The following is a 22,473-nucleotide window of genomic DNA, read 5'->3' as shown; positions in this document are numbered from 1 at the left end:
CAGCACAGCGGACGCGCTCAGGGCAAGGGGCGGTTTCGAAAATGCGCGACAATGCTCGCATGACGATCGCGGCCCGCTGCCACCAGCACTCCGTGCGCCACTTCCCGGCGGTTATAGAGGATGGGTTCTCCGGAGAGGTCGCTCATCCTACCATCCGCTTCCTGCACGATCAAATCCGCCGCCGCAAGATCCCAATCATGACTATTGCCCCCCGCAAAAGCCGCATCCAGCGCGCCGTGGGCGACCCGGCAAAGCCGAAGCGCGAGCGAACCGATTCGCGGATGCAGCTTGATCTCGCCCGGCGACGGCTTGAGCCGCTCGACCAGGGGCTTCGGACCGGCCACGCGGGAGAAGTCGAGCTCGGCCCCCGGCGTGGTCCGCACCGGCACGTCATTGAGGGTCGTGCCCTGCCCGCGCGCGGCGAAAAAGAACTCGCCGCTCGTCGGCGCGAACACCGCGGCGAGGACGGGTGAGGCATTCTCGACCAGCGCGACGCTGACGCACCAGTCGTCATGGCCGCCCAGATAGTTGCGCGTGCCGTCGATGGGATCGACGACCCAGACCAGGCGCCGCGCGAGCCGCGCCGCGTCGTCGGCGCTCTCCTCCGACAGCCAGCCATAATCGGGCGTCGCTGCACGCAAGCGCGCCTCCAGGAGATCGTTGACGGCGATGTCGGCCTCGGAGACCGGCGAGGACACGCCCTTGATCCACTTCTTCAGCTCGGTGCGGAACATCGACTGCGCAAGCGCGCCTGCTTCCCGCACCGTGTCTTTCAGCAGCGCCGCGTCGCGTACGAGGATGGTCTCGTCCAGGGAGTTCGCGTCAGCGTCCGCCAAGCGTCAAACCTTCGATGCGCACCGTCGGCGCATTGATGCCGTAGCGGAAATCGAGATCGCTTGCGGGCTGCATCGTCCTGAATATCTCGAACAGATGGCCGGCGATCGTGACCTCGCTCACCGGATAGGTGATCTCGCCGTTCTCGATCCAGAAGCCGGAGGCGCCGCGGCTGTAGTCGCCGGTGACGCCGTTGACGCCGGAACCGATCAGGTCGGTGACGTAGAAGCCTTGGCTGATGTCGGAGATCAGTTCGGCCGGCGTCGGCGTGCCTGCCTCAAGGTGCAGGTTGTACGGCCCCGGCGATGGCGAGGACGACACGCCGCGATGGGCGTGGCCGGTGGTGGTGAGCCCCAGCTCGCGCGCGGTCGCGCAATCCAGCAGCCAGGTCGTCAGCACGCCCTCGTCGACCAGCGCCTGCCGCTTCACGGCGACGCCTTCCGCATCGAAGGTCTGCGAGCGCAGGCCGCGCTTGCGCAGGGGATCGTCGATGATGCGGATGTTCCTGGCGAAGAGCTGCTGGCCGAGCTTGTCCTTCAGGAAGCTCGTCTTGCGCGCGATCGAGGCGCCGTTGATGGCGCCGACGAGATGGCCGACCAGCGAGCCCGACACGCGCGGATCAAACACGACCGGCACCTTGCAGGTCTCGACCTTGCGCGGATTGGAGCGCTTGACCGTGCGCTCGCCGGCGGAACGGCCGACGTATTCGGGCGACAGCAGATCGGCGGCATGCGGCGCCGAAGTGAAATCATAGTCGCGCTCCATGCCGGTGCCTTCGCCGGAGATCGCGGTCGCGGAGATGCCCTGGCTCGAGCGCAGGTAAGAGCCGTGGAAGCCGGTGCTGGTGACGAGCACCATGCCGCCGATGCCGGCGGAAGCCGATGCGCCGCCGGACTTGGTCACGCCCTTCACAGCGAGCGCCGCGGCCTCGGCTTCGAGCGCGCGGCGCTCGAGTTCGGCAGTCGCCGGCACATTGGAATCGAGCAGGTCGAGATCGGGGAAGTCGCGCGCGAGCAGCGCGGGATCGGCGAGCCCGACATATTTGTCCACCGGCGCAACGCGCGCCATCGCCACCGCACGCTCGGCGAGCTTGGCGACGGCATCACCGCTGACATCGTTGGTCGACACCACCGCCTGGCGCTGGCCGACCAGCACGCGCAAGCCCACATCGTCACCTTCGGAACGCTCGGATTCCTCGACGCGGCCGTCGCGTACCTCGACGCCCTGCGAGATGCCGCGCACCGCGACGGCATCTGCAGCATCCGCACCGGCCCGCTTCGCCGCATCCACCAGCCGCTGCGCGAGATCCGACAGTTGAGACTGGTCGAACAGGTCGCGGCCGGACTTGGACGAATCCTTGGACGAAAGCGTCGAGCTTGCGGATGGTGAAGAGTTCACGAAGGAAATCCTGTTGGGGGCGGGCCGAGGGGCCGAACCCACCAGATGTGCCCGATTGGAACGGACTTCAAGCACTTTCAGTCTGCCAAAAGCTCAGATTCGCGGCATCCGGGCAACGTCTCGTCAATCATGCGCGCCAAGGTCTTGTCAATCATGCGCGGCAGTGACGGGGGATTAACCAGCCTTTTTAAGCGGTTTCGGAAGCTTCCCGCGCTAAGGTCTTCGCATCGACCGGGAACATAATCCCGGCGGGGAGACTAAAGCCGTGAGGCGTCAAACAGTAACATGCGGGGTCGCTCCCGCCGGGTCGAGCCGCGCATTGCGGCTCGACCCTCTTTCTCTTCCCGTCCGCTTCGACGCGCACGATCCGCGCGCCGACGGTCACACCCGGCAGATCGAGCTTCATCGCGAACGTGTCGTGCTGCGCCGTGCGATCCGCGGCATGCAGATGGCGGTCAACGTCCGCGTCAGTGATTTTGCCGGCATTGCGCTGCGCGGCGACGACGAGGCGAAGACCCTCGTCCTGGTCCACCGCGATCCCTCGCTGTCCGTTCCGCTGCTCGTCAGCACCGATGGTGACGAGATCACGGAGGCCTGGGCGAGGTGGAGCGAGATCTTCGCGCTGCCGCAGCTCGACGAAGGCACGCGCAAGTCCGCGCCGCGGCGCCGCCGCCGCAATGCGATCCGCGCCCGCCGTCCCAAATTCCTGATGCGCCGCCGCGCCGGCATCGCACGCGAGCTTTCGGTTCATCGCGGCGAGCGCGAGATCATCGCGCGGAATTGAGAGAGGTTCCGTAGGATGGGTTAGCGAAGCGTAACCCACCAGCTTCTATCCGCGCGGAAAAACAAAGAAGTGGGTTACGCCTTCGGCGATCCCCCTACAAGCGCTACGCCGCCCGCATCACCGCGTCGGCCAGCAATCCCGCGAACAACAGAAGACCTGCATCGCGGTTCGATTTGAACAGGCGCAGGCACAGCGCGGGATCGTTGATCCTGAGCCGCGCGATCTGCCAGACCATATGCAGGGCGAAGGCCAACAGCCCGAGCCAGGCCGGCCAGCGCGCATCGCCCGATGCGAGCGCGACGCCGATCAGCATCACCGCGAGCCCATAGAACATGATCAGCGCCTGATGCGTGTGCGCACCGAACAGGCGCGCGGTGGACTTGATGCCGATCAGCGCGTCGTCCTCGGTGTCCTGATGCGCATAAATGGTGTCGTAACCGATCACCCAGGCGATCGCGCCGGCATAGAGCACGAGCGCGGTTACATCGATGCGGGCGAAGGTGACGGCAAATCCCATCAGCGCGCCCCAGGAAAAGGCGAGGCCGAGCACGATCTGCGGCCACCAGGTGATGCGCTTCATGAAGGGATAGATCGCAACGATCACGAGCGAGGCGATCCCGGTCATGATCGCAAAGCGGTTGAACTGCAGCAGCACGATGAGGCCGATCAGGGCCTGCGCGACCAGAAAGGCAAATGCCTGCGTCACGCTCACCTGACCCGAGGGCAGCGGCCGCGAGCGCGTGCGCTCGACCCTGGCATCGAGGTCACGGTCGGTGATGTCGTTCCAGGTGCAGCCGGCACCGCGCATCACGAAGGCGCCGATGAAGAACAGGACGATGGTGAGCGGCAGGCGGCTGACATCGTGTGCCATGCCGGCGGCGAGCGCCGCCGACCACCAGCACGGCATCAACAGAAGCCAGGAACCGATCGGACGATCGAAGCGCGACAGCCGCAAATAGGGCCGCGCCCATTGCGGCGCGAGCGTATCGACCCAGTTGCCGGTAGAATCGGCAACGCGGGCGGATGCGCTAGTGCCCAGTTTTCGAAGTTCGTATTCCATCGCAATACATTCCGGTACGAACTTCGAAAACTATAACAGGGCACTATCTGGAAATCATAGCTCACGTGCCGCTTATCGATTTGAAGTTCCTGTGAGGAGTTCGCGACAAGCACTGTAGGAACTTCAAATCGGCGGCACGTGGCCTCATCGGGTCAGGACGTTGCCGTTGAGCGTATCGAAGGTGCTGCCTCCCTTCTTGCCGGCATTGGCCTCCGGTACCGAAGCCGACGAACCGAGCACCTCGCTCAGCGATGGGCCGGCTGGCCCGCGCTGCTGCATTTGCTGCGCCACGTTGCAGACCTTCTTCTGCATGGCTTCGGTATTCTTGTGCCCGGCCTTCATCTGATCGCCGATCTGCGGCGGGATTCCGCATTTGGCCGCGTGGCTGTCGATGTACTTGATCATCTTGGATTCGGCCTGGCTGAAGGCCCCGATCAGCTTGCAGGCCTCGTCCGGCGGGGCGTGACGATCGCTCGCGGCCTTGATCAGCTTGCCGCGCTTCTCCGCCTCCTCACGCAGGGGAATGAACGCCTTCATGCATTCCTCACCGGGACCGCTTTGCGTCGGCGGCGCCGCGCTGAACGCGCCTGCACCGCCGAGGGGCGCCGCACCGTTCACGGGGAAAGATGATTGCGGCGGCGCGCCCACCGAGGCGACCGGAGCCGAGCCGTTGACCGGCGGAAAGGCGGGATCGCTGGCGGCTTGGTTGGGCAGCGGCGCCGGGAACGCGCCTTGCGCATGAGCTCCTGCGGCGCCCATGGTCACCATGGCGACAGTGATCGGAACCATCAAACGACGGATCATCAAGGCACTCTCTCCGGCGGGAGCTACGGGGTTCGGCGCCTTCCCAATTGAAGCGCAACCAGCGTGTTCGCGCTTTTACGATTCCCGCCACCGCTTAACAACCCGTCGAATTGGGCAAGAGCGCGGCGCTGGGACGCACCGATGGGGCAATAATTACCCCCGAAACTGCTGCTTTCGGTTAAGAACGGCGTCAAAACGGACCCCAAAGCAATGCCTTCTCACGATTTTCGCGCCCCTCGCCTGTTCGTCGACGCCCCGCTTGCCCAGGACGGCAGGGTCGCGCTCGACCGCGACCAGAGCAACTATCTCGGCAATGTATTGAGACTCGGCGCCGGTGCCTCGATCCTCGCGTTCAACGGGCGCGACGGCGAGTGGCAGGCCGCGATCGAGGGCCGGAAGCGCCCGGACAGTCTGGTGATCCTACAGCCGACCCGCCCCCAGGACACCCTGCCCGACCTCGCCTATGTCTTCGCGCCGCTGAAGCACGCCCGGCTCGATTACATGGTCCAGAAGGCCGTGGAGATGGGCGCCGCCACCCTGCAGCCGGTCCTGACCCGGTTCACCCAGACGTCCCGCGTCAACAGCGAACGCATGCGCGCAAATGTGATCGAGGCGGCCGAGCAATGCGGCATCCTGAGCCTCGCCGCGGTGGCCGAACCTGTGCCGCTGGAGCGCTTCCTCAGCCAGCGCCCAACCGACCGCCTGCTGGTGTTCTGTGACGAGGCGACCGAGGTCGAGAACCCGATTCGCAGCCTGCAGAGCGCGCACGAGGCGGGGCACGGCATCGACGTGCTGATCGGCCCCGAGGGCGGTTTTGCCGAGGAGGAGCGGGCCCTGCTGCTGCGGCAATCCAAAATTCTGCGGCTGGCGCTTGGCCCCCGGATCCTGCGCGCCGACACGGCCGCGGTCGCGGCCATGGCGCTGGTCCAGGCGGTGCTGGGCGATTGGGGCGGCCGGGCCGGCTAGTCGCCACATTGGCCGACCGTTAAGCGATTGATCCTTTGGAGGTCGAAACCGCCTTCCGGCCATGCTAAGGGGCTGCGCCAACACCCCTTCCCCTTTTTCGCCCGGTTCCGCCGGGACATGGGACCTGAGATGACCGCGACTGCCACCCCGAACGCTGCCGGCTCCGCCTGGGCGGATACGCTGCTCCTGTCGTTCGCGCAGGCCGGCTATCTCAGGGCCGAGCCGCCTATCCTGCAACCGGCCGAGCCGTTCCTGGATCTCTCCGGTGAGGACATCCGCAAGAGCCTCTATCTCACGACGGATCCGACCGGCGAAGAGCTCTGCCTGCGCCCGGACCTGACCATTCCGGTGGCGCGCGACTACCTGGCCTCCGGACGCGCCGGCCAGCCGGCCGGCTTCAGCTACCTCGGGGCGGTGTTCCGCTACCGCGGTGGACAGGCCAGCGAATTCCTGCAAGCCGGCATCGAGTCCTTTGGCCGCCAGGACCGCGCCGCAGCCGACGCCGAGATGCTGGCACTGGCGCTGGAGGCGACCGCCGCCTTCGGCGTGCGGGAGGTCGAAATCCGCACCGGCGATGTGGCGCTGTTCAACGCGCTGCTCGACGCGCTCGAGCTCTATCCGGTCTGGCGCCGCCGCCTGATCAAGGACTTCAACCGCAAGATCAGCCTGGAGCAGGACCTGGAGCGGCTGGCGCTCGCCACGACCGCGACCCGCAGCGAATATGAGGGCGTGCTCGCCGCGCTCGCCGGCTCCGACCGCAAGGCGGCGCTCGCCTTTGTCACCGACCTGATGTCGATCGCCGGCACCACCAATGTCGGCGGCCGCACCACGGCGGAGATCGCCGACCGCTTCCTCGAACAATCGACGCTGAAGGGCGGCGCGCTGCCGCGCGAGGCGCTTGCGGTGCTGAAGCGCTTCCTGGCGATCTCGGGCAATCCCGATGAGGCCATTGCCGAGCTGCGCGCGCTCACGATCGACGCAAAGCTCGACATCACCGCTGCGATCGACCAGTTCGAAAGCCGGGTCGGCTTCATGGCGGCACGCGGCATCGACGTGAAGCAGACGCGCTTCTCGACCGCGTTCGGGCGCGGGCTCGATTACTACACCGGCTTCGAATTCGAACTGCATCACAGGGGCAACGGCGCCGAACCGCTGGTCGCCGGCGGCCGCTATGACGGGCTGATGACCCAGCTCGGATCGAGCGAACCGATCCCCGCCGTCGGCTTCTCGGTCTGGGTCGATGCGCTGACCCGGATCGGCCGCAAGCTGGGAGCTTAAGTCATGAGCGCGCCATTCGTCCTGGCCGTTCCCTCCAAGGGCCGTCTTCAGGAAAACACCGAAGCCTTTTTCGCCCGTGCCGGCCTCAAGCTGTCGAAGGCCGGCGGCGCCCGCGACTATCGCGGCACGATTGCAGGCCTCAACAATGTCGAGGTCGCCTATCTGTCGGCGAGCGAGATCGCCTCGCAGCTCGCCCGCGGCTTCGCGCATCTCGGCGTCACCGGGGAAGATCTGGTGCGCGAGAACATTGCGGACGCCGACAAGCGCGTATCCCTGATCGAGGGGCTCGGTTTCGGCTACGCCGACGTGGTCGTCGCCGTGCCGCAGGCCTGGATCGACGTCCGCACCATGGCCGACCTCGACGACGTCACCACCGGCTTCCGCGAGCAGCATCACATGCGGATGCGGGTCGCGACCAAGTTCATCAACCTCACCCGCGCGTTCTTCTCGAGCCACGGCATCGTCGACTACCGCATCGTCGAAAGCGCTGGTGCGACGGAAGGCGCGCCGGCGGCCGGCGCCGCCGAGCTGATCGTCGACATCACCACGACCGGCGCGACGCTCGCTGCCAACGGACTGAGGGTGCTGGACGACGGCGTGATCCTGCGCAGCCAGGCCAATCTGGTCGCCTCCAGAGAGGCTGACTGGTCGCCGCAGGCGCGGGAGACCGCGCGCGTCATCCTGGATCACATCGCGGCGCGGGCGCGGGCCAACAAGTACCGCGAGGTGCGGACCCGTTTCCGGCAATGCGACGCCGCCCTGCTCAGCGAAGCCCACCAGCGTTTCGGCGTCGAGACTCCTTTCGGCGGGCCAACCTCGTCGGGCATGCTTACGCTGCACTGCCCACCGGGACAGCTCTATGCGCTCGCGAGCTTCCTGCGCGAGCATGGCGCCGAGACGGTGTCGGTCGGCTCGCTCGACTATGTGTTCGACCGGGAGAACCCGCTGTTCGCCAAGCTCGAGGCGTTCCTGCGGCGGTGAACCTCAGGTCCGTTCAGCGTAGCGACAGCAAGCGACGGCTACCATATGCCGTTTGGAACTATTGAAGGTCTCTGGAACCTTGATCGATGACATTCGGCTCTGACGTTTCCGCCCTGACGACCACCGTGGCCAGCGCCGCGGCCAAAGGGCTGTCGATTGTCGTCCCCGTCTACAATGAGGCGGCGGGACTGGCCTCGCTGCACCAGCGGATCTGCGAGCTCGCCGCGTCGCTGCGGCAGCGCTACCGCCTCGCTTGCGAGGTCGTCTATGTCGATGACGGCAGCGCGGACGCGACGCTGTCGATCGCCCGCTCGCTGCCGGCCGACGCGATCGACGTGCAGGTGGTTTCGCTGTCGCGCAATTTCGGCAAGGAGGCGGCGCTGATGGCCGGCCTCGATCATGCACGGCTCGGCGCCGTGATGTTCATGGACGGCGACGGCCAGCATCCGCCGGCGCTGGTCGAGCAGCTCGTGCGGCACTGGATCGAGGACGGCTATGATGTCGTCTATACCGCCAAGGCGCATCGCGATAACGAGAGCTTCATGCGGCGCCTTGCCGTGCACGGCTTCTACGCGCTGATCAACTGGGGTGCGCGCCAGAAGATTCCCGAGGACGCCGGCGACTTCCGCCTGCTGTCGCCGCGCGCGGTCGCCGCGCTTCGCCAGTTGCCGGAGCGCAACCGCTTCTTCAAGGGGCTGGCGAGCTGGATCGGCTTCCGCCAGATCCGCGTCGACTACGAGCCGGCGCCGCGCGCCCATGGCGTGACCACGTTCAATGCCGCACGCCTGCTCGGTCTTTCAATCGAGGGCCTGACCTCGTTCTCCGTTGCGCCCTTGCGCTTCGCGAGCCTGCTCGGTGTGCTGCTTGCCGCCGGCGCTTTCCTGTTCGGCCTCTCGATCCTCTGGGAGGTCTGGACCACCGGCAAGCAGGTTCCCGGCTATCCCTCGCTGGTGGTCGGCCTGATGACGATCGGCGGCGTGCAGCTCATCATGATCGGCATTGTCGGCGAATATATCGGCAAGATCCTCTCCGAGCTGAAGGCGCGTCCGATCTACTTCGTCGCCGAGCATAGCGAGAAGCGTTTCGAGACCGACACGGCCGACGACGCCTCGAAGAGGACGGCGGCCGAATGAGCGAGGCCGCGACGCCGCGGCGGATCTGGCTCTGCGCCGATGATTACGGCATCAGCCCGGGCGTCAACCGCGCCATCCGCGATTTGATCGAACGCGGCCGCCTCAACGCTACCTCGGTGATGATGGTCGGCCCCGCGATCGATCGCGGCGAGATCGACGCGTTGAACGCTGCGGCAAAGCAAAGCCCGCGCTGCGCGATCGGACTGCATGTGACGCTGTCGGCGCCATTCCGGCCGCTCACCATGCATTTCCGCCCGCTCGACGGCGACATGTTCTTGCCGTTCCCGAAACTGCTGCGCGCGGGTTTGGCGCGGCGGCTCGACCGCGAATTCTTTCGCAATGAGGTGAAGGCGCAGCTCGCGGCCTTTGCCGAGGCCTTCGCGCGTGCGCCGGATTTCGTCGACGGGCACCAGCATGTCCAACTCTATCCCCAGGTGCGCGACGGCTTCGTCGATGCGGTCAGCGAGGTCGCGCCAAAGGCCTGGGTGCGCCAGGGCGGCCGCGATCTGCCGCTGGCGCAGCGGCTCACCTCGCCGAAGGCGCTGGTGCTCGATATCCTCAGCGCGCAATTCCGCCAGCGCGCGCGCCGTGCCGACCTCAGCTTCAATCCCGGTTTCGCCGGCGCCTATGACTTCACGCGGGCGACCGATTACGGCGCGCTGATGCAGCAATTCATCAAGGACCTGCCGGATGGCGGCCTCATCATGTGCCACCCCGGCTTCGTCGACGATGTCCTCACCGGCCTCGATCCGATGACCGACGTGCGCGAGCGCGAGCACGCTTATCTCGCCAGCGAGGCGTTCGCGCGCCTGCTTGCGTCAGGAAACGTGACATTGGGATGAAGCCGGCCAATGAAGCTGGCCGAGACGGGCCGGTCGGGCAGCTTGTCGCATACGGAAATTTAATCCGCAGGCCACTGTTGGGGCCACATTGGAACCCTACATTTTCTGCGCGCTTGTTTCGCGCAAAGGAGATTGATCATGACGCCGCAGGAACGCCAGCTCGTCGACGAGCTTTTTGACCGGCTTTCGAAACTTGAGAATGCACCGCGCGATCCCGATGCGATCGCCGCGATCTCCGACGGGCTGCGCAAGGCGCCCGGCGCGGTCTATGCGCTGGTGCAGACCGTGCTGCTGCAGGACGAAGCGCTGAAGCGCGCCAATGCCCGGATCGAGGAGCTGGAGGCGGCGCACGCGCCGGAGCAGCCCCAGTCCGGCGGCTTCCTGGATTCCATGCGCGAGAGCCTGTTCGGCTCGAGCCCGTCGCGCGGCTCGGTTCCCAACGTGCCGCCGCGCGACTCGCGGCCGGTGTGGAACAGCGGCCAGGCAATGCAGCAGACGCAGCCGGGTTACGGCCAGCCGCCTTACGGACAGGCTTACGGTCAAGGTCAGGGCTATGGCGCTGCGCCGGTCGGCGGTGGCGGCGGCTCCTTCCTCGGCACGGCCGCGGCTGCGGCCGCCGGTGTCGTCGGCGGCTCGCTGTTGCTCTCCAGCATCCGCAACATGATGGGCGGACCGCATCAGGCTTTTGGCGACACCAACGCATTGGGTGACCGCAGCGGCAGCCCGTGGGGCGGCGGCGACCAGTCCGGCGGCTCGCTCGCGCGCGACGCAGGGATCAACGATATCGGATCGAACCGCGACCGCGGCGATGATTCGCGCCAGGGCTTCGTCGACCAGGCATCGAACGACGATCGCAACGACAACGATCAGAACTACGACGATGACCACGACGACGACAACATGGACATGGCCGACGACAGCGATTTCGGCGGCGGCGACGATGGCGGCAACGATTACGCGTGACGCTACCTCTCTTTCTTGCACCAAACAGAACGGCCGCCAATGAGGCGGCCGTTCTTGTTTGATGTCGCGCCCTTGCTCGGAATTCTTGCCTTCCCCCCTTGTGGGAGAAGGTGGCGCGAAGCGCCGGATGAGGGGTTTTCTCCGCGCATGCGGATACAGTTCTACTCGCGGATAGAGACCCCTCACCCGGCTTCGCGTTCCGCGAAGCCACCCTCTCCCACAAGGGGAGAGGGTAAGCGGCGAGCGCATGGACTCACATCACCACGACCTTGGTGCCGACATTGACGCGACCGTAGAGGTCGATGACGTCGTCGTTGCGCATACGGATGCAGCCGGAAGAGACGTTGGTGCCGATGGTCCAGGGCTCGTTGGAGCCGTGGATGCGGTAGAGCGTCGAGCCCAGATACATCGCGCGCGCGCCGAGCGGATTTTCCGGACCACCTTCCATGTGGCGCGGCAGGTCGGGACGGCGCGCGATCATTTCCGCCGGCGGCGTCCAGTCCGGCCATTCGCGCTTGGCCGAGATGGTCTTGACGCCGGACCAGGTGAAGCCGGGACGCCCCACACCGATGCCGTAGCGCAGCGCCTTGCCGTTGCCCTCGACGAGATAGAGGAACTTATTCGGCGTATCGACCACGATGGTGCCGGCACTTTCCTTGCCGCTATAATCAACGAGCTGTTTCTCGAATCTCGGATCGAACGGACGCTGCCGCGGATCGACCGCATCCTGCTGCACGCCGGCGCCCTGCATCTGCGGCTCGCCCATCGGCGGCAGCCGCCGCTGGTCGTAATAGCCGGGCTGCTGCTGATACATCGGCTGCTGTTGCTGCGGATAGTAGGTCTGGCCGCGGCCGGGGGCGTCGCCGAACAGAAACTCGATGAAGCCCCCGCCCATGTTCGAATTGGAGGCGACGCGCACCGGCGCCGGCGGGACCTGCGGCGCATAGAGCACCACGGGCGGATCGGAAGGCACGCTGTTGTCGAAGGCAATCGCGCGGTCGGCGCCGGTCATGAAGGTGCAAGCGCTGCCGAGCAGCGCGACAGACATTCTCTTGAACATCGACGTACTCTGTACTGTTTCGTCTAGATCACATTCGTCGTGGAGCGGTTGGCTGATCCGCGCTCGCGACGTGGTCAATAAAGATCAAAAGCAAATCGGTTTGGTAAACGCAGAGCGCGTTTCGATTCACCACGCCGTCAAGACAGGCGCAATTTGGCGATCAGCGTTTATTTTCGATGAACGGCGATCTCGCATGGTTAATCGCCCCTTTGCGCGCCGTCGCGCGCGGCCGCATCACAGTTCCTGCTGTGAACTTCGTGTTAAATCGCTTCTGCCTACAAAGACGCGTGAGTGAGGTGGGGGGAGTATCCTAATGGCTGTTCACCGCAAGCGTTTTCGCGTCGAGGAAGCTGTCGTCGGCGAGATGCCAATTCCTGAAGTAATCGACGAGGCTCTTCCGATGCATAGCGAGATCATGGCCGAGCTGCGCGCGATCCGTGCACAGATGGCCCGCGGCAGTCATGCAGGGCACGCCGCGCTGCCGCCGAGCGAATCCGTCGTGGCGCAGGAAGTTGCCGAGACGCGCGCGATGCTGGAAACCTATCGCGCCCAGATCGAGCAGTGCGAGAAGCTCAAGGTCGAGCTCGACCTCATTCACGACGCCATCAACCGCACCAAGCGCGAGATCGCGGTGCTGCATGGCAAGAGCTTCAACGGCGAGGAGATGGCCAAGGTCAACGGCGAGCTCGGCGCGGTCGTCGGCGGCACCGAGCAGGCGACCCAGCAGATCCTCGAAGCCGCCGAATCGATCGATCAGGCGGCATCCGCGCTCTCCAAGGTCGACTCGGTCGACCAGCAGAAGCGGCTCGCCGACGACATCCAGGAACGCGTCATCTCGATCTTCGAGGCCTGCAACTTCCAGGACCTCACCGGCCAGCGCATCAGCAAGGTGATGGGCACGATGAAGTTCATCGAGCAGCACATCAATGCGATGATGGACATCTGGGGTGGCGTCGACGCCATCAAGGCGCATACGCCGCCGATCGTCGACACCCGCGACGAGGACGCCAAGCTGCTCAACGGCCCGAAGCTCGCCGGCGACGTCGGCCACGCCTCGCAGGACGACATCGACGCGCTGTTCGACTGATTGGACAGAGATTGCGAAAAAAAACAAAACGCCGGCGCGAAGCCGGCGTTTTTGTTTTGGCCATCCCCTCGGCTGTCATCGTCCGCCTTGTGCGCAATTGCGCACTGGGGCGGACGATCCAGTATACGCAAGCGTCTCGGCTCAAGCCGCGGCGGTGATTACTGGATGCCCCGCCTTCGCGGGGCATGACGAAGGCGAGAGTCTACGCCCTCGGCGCGCAGCGGACGTAGACCATGTTGCCGTAGCGGGTGGCGGCGTCCTTGTCGATGAAGCGGGTGATCATGACGCGGCCGTCGAACGAGACGATCTCGCGGTCCTGCTCGCCGGGGGTCGGACCAGGCGGTCCGATATAATTCTTGCCGCTGGGCGAGCCCTTGAGCCGCAGTTCCTGCGGGGTCGCCTGGTCGGCCAGATGCATGATCACGCCGCCGGAAGAACCGGCGCCGATCACGTAGGGATTCTTGCACTGCGCGCGTGCGGCGGCCTCGGTGCGGGCGCGGTCGGCCGGGTTCTGGAACGAGGCGAGGCCCCAGCGGCCGACGATCTCGTCGGCGCGGATCGTCGCCGGCATTTCCGGCCCGGTGCCGGGTTCGGCCTCGGGCGGCGGCTGGGACGAGGAGAACGACGGCAGGCTCGTGCCGCCGCCGCAGGCGCCCAGCAACAGCGCCAACAGTGAGGCGGCGGCCAGACTGGCAGCCGTCCGCGCGTGAGCTGAACTGATCATGGCATTCCCCCGAACAAGACCTTGGCCACACCCCTCCCGCAGCCAAGCGCAAAACCGCTGCCGGGGCAATGACGTCCTTTGATGCGCCAGCTCCCCGGACGAGTTTCCAGTGCCACCATCCTATATCCGCCTCACCAATCGCTTAACCAGCTTTGCTTGACAGGATCGCGGCCAAGCCATATTTCCGGGCGCACTATTAGCACTCGGAAAGGCCGATTGCTAAGCGCGCGCCGCTTGACCCTCGGGAGAGGGTTGACGGGAGCGCCGCCCTCACCCACTTCCGCTGCTTTCGACAAAGCGAGCCTCCAAAGGGAAACGTCATGGCTAAATCCAAATTTCGTCCGCTGCATGACCGTGTCGTGGTCAAACGTATCGAAGCCGAGGAAAAGACCAAGGGCGGCATCATCATTCCGGACACCGCCAAGGAAAAGCCGTCCCAGGGTGAGGTAGTCGCCGTCGGCCCTGGCGGCCGCGACGAGACCGGCAAGCTGATTCCGATCGACCTCAAGGCCGGCGACCGCGTGCTGTTCGGCAAATGGTCGGGCACCGAGGTCAAGATCGACAACGAAGAGCTCCTGATCATGAAGGAGTCGGACATCATGGGCGTGCTGGCCTAAGGCCACCCGCCTGAATAGCCGCTGAATGCTCCACTGTCATGCCCGGGCGGAAGCGCGAAGCGCGGCTTCGCGCTAGATGACCCGGGCATCCATCGTTCTTCGAATGATGATGGATGCCGGACCAGGTCCGGCAATGACGAGGGCAAGCGCGGCGCCCCATCGATCCAAGTTTTTTCAGGAGTTAGAACATGGCTGCCAAGGACGTCAAATTTTCCGGAGACGCGCGCGAACGCATGCTGCGCGGCGTCGACATTCTCGCCAACGCCGTCAAGGTGACGCTCGGCCCGAAGGGCCGCAATGTCGTCATCGAGAAGTCGTTCGGCGCGCCCCGCATCACCAAGGACGGCGTCACCGTCGCCAAGGAGATCGAGCTCGAGGACAAGTTCGAGAACATGGGCGCCCAGATGGTGCGTGAGGTCGCTTCCAAGACCAACGACCTCGCCGGCGACGGCACCACCACCGCGACCGTGCTGGCCCAGGCCATCGTGCGCGAAGGCGCCAAGGCGGTTGCCGCCGGGATGAACCCGATGGATCTGAAGCGCGGCATCGACACCGCGGTTGCGGCCGTCATCAAGGACATTGAAAAGCGCGCCAAGCCGGTCGCCTCCTCCTCCGAGGTCGCCCAGGTCGGCACCATCTCGGCCAACGGCGATGCCGCCATTGGCAAGATGATCGCGCAGGCGATGCAGAAGGTCGGCAACGAGGGTGTCATCACCGTCGAGGAGAACAAGTCGCTCGACACCGAAGTCGACATCGTCGAAGGCATGAAGTTCGACCGCGGCTATCTGTCGCCCTACTTCGTCACCAACGCCGAGAAGATGACCGTCGAGCTCGAGGACGCCTACATCCTGCTGCACGAGAAGAAGCTGTCGGGCCTGCAGGCCATGCTGCCGGTGCTGGAAGCCGTGGTGCAGTCCGGCAAGCCGCTCGTCATTGTCGCCGAGGACGTCGAGGGTGAGGCCCTGGCGACGCTGGTCGTCAACCGCCTGCGCGGCGGCTTGAAGGTCGCCGCCGTCAAGGCGCCGGGCTTCGGCGACCGCCGCAAGGCCATGCTCGAGGACATCGCGATCCTCACCGGCGGCCAGCTCATCTCCGAAGAGCTCGGCATCAAGCTCGAGAACGTCACGGTGAAGATGCTGGGCCGCGCGCGCAAGGTGGTGATCGACAAGGAGAACACCACGATCGTCAACGGCGCGGGCAAGAAGCCCGACATCGAAGCCCGCGTCGGCCAGATCAAGGCGCAGATCGAGGAGACCACCTCGGACTACGACCGTGAGAAGCTGCAGGAGCGTCTCGCCAAGCTCGCAGGCGGCGTCGCGGTGATCCGCGTCGGCGGCGCGACCGAGATCGAGGTCAAGGAGAAGAAGGACCGCGTCGAGGACGCGCTCAACGCCACCCGCGCCGCCGTGCAGGAAGGCATCGTCCCCGGCGGCGGCGTCGCGCTGCTCCGTGCCAAGAAGGCGGTCGGCCGGCTCTCCAACGACAATGCCGACGTGCAGGCCGGCATCAACATCGTGCTGAAGGCGCTGGAAGCTCCGGTCCGCCAGATCTCCGAGAACGCGGGCCTGGAAGGCTCGGTCGTCGTCGGCAAGATCCTGGAGAACAAGTCCGAGACCTTCGGCTTCGACGCCCAGAACGAGGACTATGTCGACATGGTCGAGAAGGGCATCATCGATCCCGCCAAGGTGGTGCGCACCGCGCTGCAGGACGCCTCCTCGGTGGCGGGCCTGCTGGTCACCACCGAAGCAATGGTCGCGGAACTGCCGAAGAAGGAAGCGGCCCCGGCGATGCCGGCCGGCGGCGGCATGGGCGGCTTCTAAGCCCATCGTTCCCACACATTGATGCGAAGGCCGCCTCCTGGCGGCCTTCTTTTTTGCCGACGATGTCTTGCGCTTTGTCTTGCGCTTTCCAATTCAACCGACGGCCAAAACCCACTACGGTGGCGCCGATTCTATTGCTCGAGGATTTCGTCGATGCGCGCGCTTCTGGTCTGCCCGACAGTTTTCTTGGCGGCTCTGCTTGCCGTTTCGCCTGAAGTCGCATCCGGCCAGATGAAGCTGTCACCGAAGGCCGCCGCCCCGGGCGGTGCGGAGACGCGTTATTTCACTTCGATCGACGGATTGATGGAGGGCAATGCCGACGTGATCCTGAAGGAGACGCGGCAGGGCAAGGCGGTTACGGCGGCCGTGCTCGACGTCTGCTACCCCGTCTCGAGGAACTCCGACCGCAAGGACCGCTTCGTCGCCAACCTCCAGGTCGCGGGCCAGACTCTGACCGGCACGACGCAGAGCCTCGGCGAGAAAGCGCCGGTCAGCATCAAGCTGGTGCGCAAGCCGACCGGCGACACCTTCGAGTTCCGCGGCCAGATCTCGATCGGCCAGGTCGTGACCGAGGTCGCCTCCCCCGACAATTCCGATCTCAGCGAGAGGGAATTCCTCGACAACCAGACCTCGGACGACGGCATCACGCCGCAGCCGAAGGATTTTACCGAAGTCTCGCCCGAAGCGATCGCGGTCAAGGTCAAGCTCGACGCGGCGACCGACCTCTTGAAGAGCCTGAAGGGCCAGGACGTCGAGGTGACGCTGGCGAGCCTCTCGGTCGGCTGCGACGCGCTGCGCGCCGGCGAGCAGACCATCAACATGTCGGTCGACCCGGAGCGCGCCGCCGCGCTGCTCGCAAAGCTCAAGGCGATGCCGGGCGTCACCGCCGCAGGCTGGACCGCGGGGATGACCGAGATGGATCGCACCATCCGTTTCCCCGCCGCCGACTGGCGCGATGGCGACAGGATCAACCGTGACAAGCTCGCAAGCGCGGTCTCGAACGTCCTGGGCAGGACGCTCGCGGCAAAGCCGGTCGCGCAGAGCTTCAGCCCGATCACCGGCAAGCTCAAGCTCGTCTTCAAGCGGCCGAACCAGGATTTCCCGGCGCTCGAGCTCACCGATACGATCGAGGTCGCAGGCCTCGTCTCTGCGGACAAGCCGGGCTCGACCGACAAGCTGATGCTCTGGATCGGCAGCCCTTCGACCACAACTACCGACGAGGGCACCGGCGCGAAGCTCAACCTGTCGGACGAGGCGGCGACCGACGAGGAAGGCGACCAGCCCGACGACAACGGCTCGGTCGAGGCGCTCACCAAGGAGCTCAAGGGCCAGCGCTGGGACGCTGACAAGTCGCTGTGGAAATAGGCTGAGCTGCCGCAGCCATTCGCCTGATTGTTAAGATTCGATTCAGTCTAAGCGGCCATCATCGGGTAACCGAACGTGGGTCGCATCATGCAAGACCACGAGCTGAGTACCCTTGGAGACATCCGGCCCGGGAATGTGGTTGGCGGCGAGCTGCCGAGGCCGCCGGCCAGTCTGTGGGATATCTTAAGCCACGATCGCGAAGACGTGCTGGTGCTACGAGACCCGTATGGTGTTCGGGCGCGCACCGTTCTGCTGGTCGCAATCGCACTTGTGGCAAGCTTTGGATTGGGTTGGGCCGGAGGTCTGAATTGGCCTGCGTTCGCAAGCATGTTCGACGCCGGCCCAATTGCCCAGGAAGCAGCGCCCCCATCGCGAGGTCCTGAAACAAGGTCCGCGGGCAAGATTGAAGGCATCCGAAAGACGGCCTCTACCTCCGAGCAAGCAACCGTACCCGCCTTTGTTGGAAGCATCCCCAAGACTTCCGCCACGTCGGGCGTACGCCCGTCGACGGCCTCGCAAGTACATACGAGCCCATCCGGGCCGGCGGTCGCAATGAGGCAGCCTTTGGCGCCGGCACCTGAAACCAGGCCCACCACCATTCCCGGCTGGACGGTTGTTGACGTTCGGGACGGAACCGCGGTTCTCGAAGGCCCTGACGGAGTTCGGATGGCCGCGCGCGGCGACATTATTCCCGGGCTTGGGCGAATAGACTCCATCGTGCGCTGGGGCAGTCGCTGGATCGTCGCGACCGCCAACGGATTGATTGCGACGCCGTAACCGCCGCCGCGAGGTTCAATTGCCGTTCACGCGAAACCGCAGCGGCTTCGGGCCGATCAGCGTGAGCACCTCGCCCTGGCGCTTCCAGGTCTCGGTGGCGGCGAGCGCCGCGACGAGATCGTCGTCGGCCTGAGCCTTGGCGGGCGGACAGGAACGGTCCTGGATCTGGCCGGCGACGAAGATCACGGTGTTGCCGGCGACGGAGAACTGGCCCTTGCCGCCCTTGCACCAGAGCTCCAGCACGACCTCGCCATTGTCGCCGATCTCGATGTTCGGAATCCGCTTCGAGCCGGGCTGCGGCAGCGCCTCGAGCGTCATCTCGGTGCCGAACGGGAACCCCTCCTCGCCGTACGCGATACCCGACATCAGCAGCACCGCGACCGCCGCACACATCACCTGCTTGAGCGAACCCACGACACCTGAATCCACGACACCTGAACCCACGAAACCTGAACCCATGACACCTCTCGACCGTCCTGACTTGCCGCACCTTCTATAAGACCGCGGCGACAATGAGAAGGTTCGCGCACCCTCGACGCAAAATCCCCGCGGGAGCGATCCCGCGGGGATTTGCGTCAGAGCAAACCGTTCCGGGCTACTTCAGCACGAGCGCTGTGAACGGCCAGACATAGGCCTGCAACGTCACGAGCACGCCGACCAAGCAGGCCAGCACGATCGAGTGCCAGAATACGAAGCGCAGGATCGAGCCCTCGTGGCCGTACCACCGCGTCGCGGTGGAGGCGACCACGATCGACTGCGCGTCGATCATCTTGCCCATCACGCCGCCCGAGGAGTTCGCCGCCGCCATCAGCACCGGCGACAGGCCGATCTGCTCGGAGGTGATCTTCTGCAGGTTGCCGAACAGGATGTTCGAAGCGGTATCCGATCCCGTCAACGCCACGCCCAACCAGCCGAGCAGCGTGCCGAAGAAGGGATAGAGCACGCCGGTTGCCGCGAAGGCGAGACCGAGCGTCGCGTCGACACCGGAGAGGCGGGTGAGCGTGCCGATTGCAAGCATCGCCGAGATCGTGATCAGCGAGATCGCGCACAGCCGGATCGTGCGGCCATACTCCGCCAGCAAGCGTCCGGGCCCTACTCCCATCAGGAAGCCGGAGATGATCCCCGCGATCAGCATGCCGGTGCCGGTGAACGACAGATAGGTGAACGCGAACACCGCGCCTTCCGGCGTCGGCTTGGCGGCCACCGGCGGCATCTTGTTGATCATCTGGTGCAGGTCGGGAACAGCGTAGTTCCAGGTGAAGATCGAATTCGCCCAGGTCTTGAACGCCCCATTGCCCCAGATCAGCATCACGATGCAGACGATGATCCACGGCAAAAGCGCGCTCCACAGTTCGGACTGGGTGAGCGGAGTCTTGTCGAGCGGCGTCGCCTTTTCCATTTGCGCGGCCGATTCGTCGTGTCCGCGCAGTTCCGGCGACAGCCAGAGCTGCCTCGGCTGCCACACTTTCAGGAACAGGATGAGCGCGCCCATCGAGATCAGCGAGGCCCCGATGTCGACGATCCATGGATTGATGTGGTTCGAGATCACGTATTGCGGGACCGCGAACGACACGCCGGTGACGAGGATCGCCGGCCAGACGTCCTTCATGCCGCGCCAGCCCGCGAACGCCCAGACCACCCAGAACGGCACGATCAGCGAGAAGAACGGCAATTGCCGGCCGACCATCGCGCCGAGGATGTAGGGATCGAGCCCGGTGACAGACGCAAGGCCCTGGATCGGCGTGCCAAGCGCGCCATAGGCGACCGGCGCGGTGTTGGCGATCAGCGACAGGCCTGACGCCGCGAGCGGCGAGAAGCCGAGGCCGATCAGCACGGCACCGGTGATCGCGACCGGCGTGCCGAAGCCCGAGGCGCCTTCGAAGAAGGCGCCGAACGAGAACGCGACCAGCAAGAGCTGCAGGCGCCGGTCCTCGGTAACGCCGCCGATCGCGCGCTTCAGCAATTCGAAGCGCCCAGTGCTCACCGTCACCTGGTAGAGGAAGATGACGTTGAGGACGATCCAGCCGATCGGGAAGAAGCCGGTGACGATGCCGAGCGCCGACGCGCGGAGCGACATGCCGGCCGGCATGGTGAAGATGAAGATCGCGATCAGATTGGTGATGATCACTGCGATCACGGCCGCGATATGCGCTTTCACGCGCCCGCTCGCGATCATGACCAAGAGCGAGACGACCGGAATGGCCGCCGCGATGGTGGACAGCGCCGCGTTGTTTAGCGGGTTATAGATTTGATTCCACATGTCTTCCTCCCCCCACGCATTCGTGTGGCAGGACAGCCAGCGTGGAGAGCCGAGCCTGCTTGACGCTGGTAGCGATAACCCCTGAGCCGGAAGCGAATTCCCCTGCGATGCACGGCGGCTCCCACCCGCTCCCAGGCCCGCGAATCCGAAGGCGCCATGGCTTGCCGAACCTTCTATAGGATGGCGACGGCGTTGAGAAGGTTCGCTGGCGCCCGAATGCAGGAATTCCCGCGAGAGCTGAAGCTCGCGGAGATTTCATTGCAAGTGCGGCCTGTACTGCTCCTTCAGGGCCGGCGATGGCGCGAACGAGCGCCAGAATACATCACGCAGCGCCGGTGATGTGCTGCGTTCAACGAGCATATACGAGGCTTGGCAGCCAAAGGATGATCTGTGGAAAGATGATGCAGAGCCCGACGCCGATCGCCTGCAGCACCATGAAGTTGACTGAGGCCCTGAAGATCGTGGCCATGCTGATTTCGGGCGGCGCGACGCTCTTGAGATAGAACAGCGAATAACCAAACGGCGGGCTGAGAAACGCCATCTGCATATTGATCATGAAGATCACGCCATACCAGAGCGGTACGTCGGTGGCTTCCACGCCGGGAATCCCGAGCACGCCGCTCCAGTTCAGGCTCTTCATGATCGGCAGGAAGATCGGCACGGTCAGCAGCAAGATGCCGACCCAATCGAGGAACATGCCGAGCACAAACAGGATCACCATCATCAGAGCCAGGATTCCGTACGGCGGCAGACCGGTGCCCAGGATCGAATTGGCGACAAATTCCTGACCACCCTTGAGGATGAAGAACCCGACGAACATCGTGGCGCCGAAGAAGATCCACATCACCATCGCCGTCGCCTTCAGCGTGGCAATGGCCGCTTCCTCCACCGCCGGCCAGTTCAAGCGCCGGTGAAGCGCCGAGACGAACAAAGCGCCGAACGTTCCGATACCGGCGGCTTCAACCGGTGTCGCGATGCCGAAGAAGATGATGCCGAGCACGAGAACGATCAGAAGCAACGGCGCGATCGTATTCTTCAGCAGCCGCAGCTTCTCCTTCATATCGACACGCTCTTCCGGCGGAAGCGCCGGACCGAGCTTGGGATTGATGTAGCAGCGAACCGTGATGTAGACGATGTACATGCCCGAGAGCAGAAAGCCCGGCAGGATCGAGCCAACCAGCAATTCGCCAAGCGATTGCTGTGCCACCACTGCATACACGATGGCCATTACCGAAGGCGGAATCAGAATGCCCAGGGTGCCGCCGGCAAGCAGAGCGCCGCAAGCGAGCTTCTGATCGTAGCCGCGCCTCATCATGGCCGGCAGGGCGATCATGCCCATCGTGACTTCGGTCGCGCCGACCACACCGACCATGGCGGCAAGCGCCGTACAGGCCAGCACGGTCGCTGAGGCGAGCCCTCCCTTGATCGATCCCAGCCACTTGTAGACGGCGTCGAACAGCTCTTCGATGATGCCGGCCTTTTCCAGCATCGCCGCCATGAAGATGAACAGCGGCACGGCCGAAAGCTGGTAGTCGGTCATAAACGGAAAGATGCGCGCCGGAGTCATGTTCAGGACGGCGGAGTTGCCGAACAGGAACAGGAAAACCACCGCAAGGCTTCCGGTGCAGAACGCCATCGGAAGCCCGAGCGCCAGCAGCACGCCCAGCGACCCGAACATCAGGAGCGTGAGCCACGCAATATCGATATTCCACCCCATGGG

Annotated in this window: 20 protein-coding genes; 11 read left to right on the top strand and 9 right to left on the bottom strand. The window is 65.0% G+C overall.

Annotated elements, in window-relative coordinates:
* Positions 1–17 precede the first annotated feature (17 nt).
* Positions 18–836, bottom strand: coding sequence for a 3'(2'),5'-bisphosphate nucleotidase CysQ (locus tag MTR72_RS08615; protein WP_280968404.1), 819 nt, complete (start codon positions 834–836; stop codon positions 18–20).
* The gene (locus MTR72_RS08610) at positions 823–2,232 is read right to left on the bottom strand and encodes a TldD/PmbA family protein (RefSeq protein WP_280968403.1); all 1,410 of its coding nucleotides are present in this window, start codon (positions 2,230–2,232) and stop codon (positions 823–825) included. The genes MTR72_RS08615 and MTR72_RS08610 overlap by 14 nt, the downstream gene beginning before the upstream one ends.
* 265 nt (positions 2,233–2,497) lie before the next feature.
* Here MTR72_RS08610 and MTR72_RS08605 point away from each other — a divergent pair, with 265 nt between their 5' ends.
* Complete coding sequence (locus MTR72_RS08605; protein WP_280968402.1) at positions 2,498–3,016, top strand: DUF6101 family protein; 519 nt, start codon at positions 2,498–2,500, stop codon at positions 3,014–3,016.
* 103 nt (positions 3,017–3,119) lie between these two features.
* Here MTR72_RS08605 and ubiA read toward each other — a convergent pair whose 3' ends face one another.
* Both ubiA and MTR72_RS08595 read right to left on the bottom strand, forming a co-directional pair.
* On the bottom strand, positions 3,120–4,076 hold the full coding sequence (gene ubiA, locus MTR72_RS08600) for a 4-hydroxybenzoate octaprenyltransferase (RefSeq protein WP_280968401.1): 957 nt from the start codon (positions 4,074–4,076) through the stop codon (positions 3,120–3,122).
* Between the two features lie 144 nt (positions 4,077–4,220).
* Entirely contained in the window at positions 4,221–4,880 is a 660-nt protein-coding gene (locus MTR72_RS08595; protein ID WP_280968400.1) for a hypothetical protein, read from the bottom strand.
* Positions 4,881–5,090: 210 nt separating this feature from the next.
* On the opposite strand from MTR72_RS08595, the gene MTR72_RS08590 reads away from it, so the two are divergent.
* The 6 genes from MTR72_RS08590 (at position 5,091) to MTR72_RS08565 (ending at position 11,043) form a co-directional block, all read left to right on the top strand.
* The gene (locus MTR72_RS08590) at positions 5,091–5,846 is read left to right on the top strand and encodes a 16S rRNA (uracil(1498)-N(3))-methyltransferase (protein ID WP_280968399.1); all 756 of its coding nucleotides are present in this window, start codon (positions 5,091–5,093) and stop codon (positions 5,844–5,846) included.
* A gap of 129 nt (positions 5,847–5,975) precedes the next feature.
* Complete coding sequence (locus MTR72_RS08585; RefSeq protein ID WP_280968398.1) at positions 5,976–7,124, top strand: ATP phosphoribosyltransferase regulatory subunit; 1,149 nt, start codon at positions 5,976–5,978, stop codon at positions 7,122–7,124.
* 3 nt (positions 7,125–7,127) lie between these two features.
* On the top strand, positions 7,128–8,105 hold the full coding sequence (gene hisG / locus MTR72_RS08580) for an ATP phosphoribosyltransferase (protein ID WP_280968397.1): 978 nt from the start codon (positions 7,128–7,130) through the stop codon (positions 8,103–8,105).
* Between the two features lie 86 nt (positions 8,106–8,191).
* A complete protein-coding gene (locus MTR72_RS08575) occupies positions 8,192–9,238 on the top strand; it encodes a glycosyltransferase family 2 protein (protein ID WP_280968396.1) in 1,047 nt (348 codons plus the stop codon).
* On the top strand, positions 9,235–10,080 hold the full coding sequence (locus MTR72_RS08570; protein WP_280968395.1) for a ChbG/HpnK family deacetylase: 846 nt from the start codon (positions 9,235–9,237) through the stop codon (positions 10,078–10,080). The genes MTR72_RS08575 and MTR72_RS08570 overlap by 4 nt, the downstream gene beginning before the upstream one ends.
* 138 nt (positions 10,081–10,218) lie before the next feature.
* On the top strand, positions 10,219–11,043 hold the full coding sequence (locus MTR72_RS08565; protein WP_341510299.1) for a DUF2076 domain-containing protein: 825 nt from the start codon (positions 10,219–10,221) through the stop codon (positions 11,041–11,043).
* A 253-nt stretch (positions 11,044–11,296) separates the two neighbouring features.
* Here the strand turns inward: MTR72_RS08565 and MTR72_RS08560 are convergent, their stop codons facing one another.
* Positions 11,297–12,103, bottom strand: a complete 807-nt coding sequence (locus MTR72_RS08560; RefSeq protein WP_280968393.1) for a L,D-transpeptidase — start codon at positions 12,101–12,103, stop codon at positions 11,297–11,299.
* A gap of 313 nt (positions 12,104–12,416) precedes the next feature.
* Here MTR72_RS08560 and MTR72_RS08555 point away from each other — a divergent pair, with 313 nt between their 5' ends.
* Positions 12,417–13,190: a protein phosphatase CheZ gene (locus tag MTR72_RS08555; protein ID WP_280968392.1), complete on the top strand. Its 774-nt coding sequence runs from the start codon at positions 12,417–12,419 to the stop codon at positions 13,188–13,190.
* A gap of 202 nt (positions 13,191–13,392) precedes the next feature.
* Here MTR72_RS08555 and MTR72_RS08550 read toward each other — a convergent pair whose 3' ends face one another.
* The gene (locus MTR72_RS08550) at positions 13,393–13,914 is read right to left on the bottom strand and encodes a hypothetical protein (protein WP_280968391.1); all 522 of its coding nucleotides are present in this window, start codon (positions 13,912–13,914) and stop codon (positions 13,393–13,395) included.
* A gap of 320 nt (positions 13,915–14,234) precedes the next feature.
* On the opposite strand from MTR72_RS08550, the gene MTR72_RS08545 reads away from it, so the two are divergent.
* From MTR72_RS08545 to MTR72_RS08535, 3 genes are all read left to right on the top strand, one after another.
* The gene (locus MTR72_RS08545) at positions 14,235–14,531 is read left to right on the top strand and encodes a co-chaperone GroES (RefSeq protein ID WP_280968390.1); all 297 of its coding nucleotides are present in this window, start codon (positions 14,235–14,237) and stop codon (positions 14,529–14,531) included.
* 188 nt (positions 14,532–14,719) lie between these two features.
* Entirely contained in the window at positions 14,720–16,351 is a 1,632-nt protein-coding gene (groL, locus tag MTR72_RS08540; protein ID WP_280968389.1) for a chaperonin GroEL, read from the top strand.
* A 153-nt stretch (positions 16,352–16,504) separates the two neighbouring features.
* Complete coding sequence (locus MTR72_RS08535) at positions 16,505–17,716, top strand: hypothetical protein (RefSeq protein ID WP_280968388.1); 1,212 nt, start codon at positions 16,505–16,507, stop codon at positions 17,714–17,716.
* A gap of 792 nt (positions 17,717–18,508) precedes the next feature.
* Here the strand turns inward: MTR72_RS08535 and MTR72_RS08530 are convergent.
* The 3 genes from MTR72_RS08530 to MTR72_RS08520 all read right to left on the bottom strand — a co-directional run bounded on the left by MTR72_RS08530 (position 18,509) and on the right by MTR72_RS08520 (position 22,470).
* Positions 18,509–18,886: an META domain-containing protein gene (locus tag MTR72_RS08530; RefSeq protein WP_445819565.1), complete on the bottom strand. Its 378-nt coding sequence runs from the start codon at positions 18,884–18,886 to the stop codon at positions 18,509–18,511.
* 202 nt (positions 18,887–19,088) lie between these two features.
* On the bottom strand, positions 19,089–20,753 hold the full coding sequence (locus tag MTR72_RS08525) for an L-lactate permease (RefSeq protein ID WP_341510298.1): 1,665 nt from the start codon (positions 20,751–20,753) through the stop codon (positions 19,089–19,091).
* A gap of 349 nt (positions 20,754–21,102) precedes the next feature.
* Positions 21,103–22,470, bottom strand: a complete 1,368-nt coding sequence (locus tag MTR72_RS08520) for a TRAP transporter large permease (protein WP_280968385.1) — start codon at positions 22,468–22,470, stop codon at positions 21,103–21,105.
* Positions 22,471–22,473 lie beyond the last annotated feature (3 nt).

Source organism: Bradyrhizobium sp. ISRA442, assembly GCF_038085055.1.
GTDB lineage: Bacteria > Pseudomonadota > Alphaproteobacteria > Rhizobiales > Xanthobacteraceae > Bradyrhizobium.
Note: the sequence above shows the minus strand (reverse complement) of the source record. Positions and strands in the feature narration are given on the sequence as shown.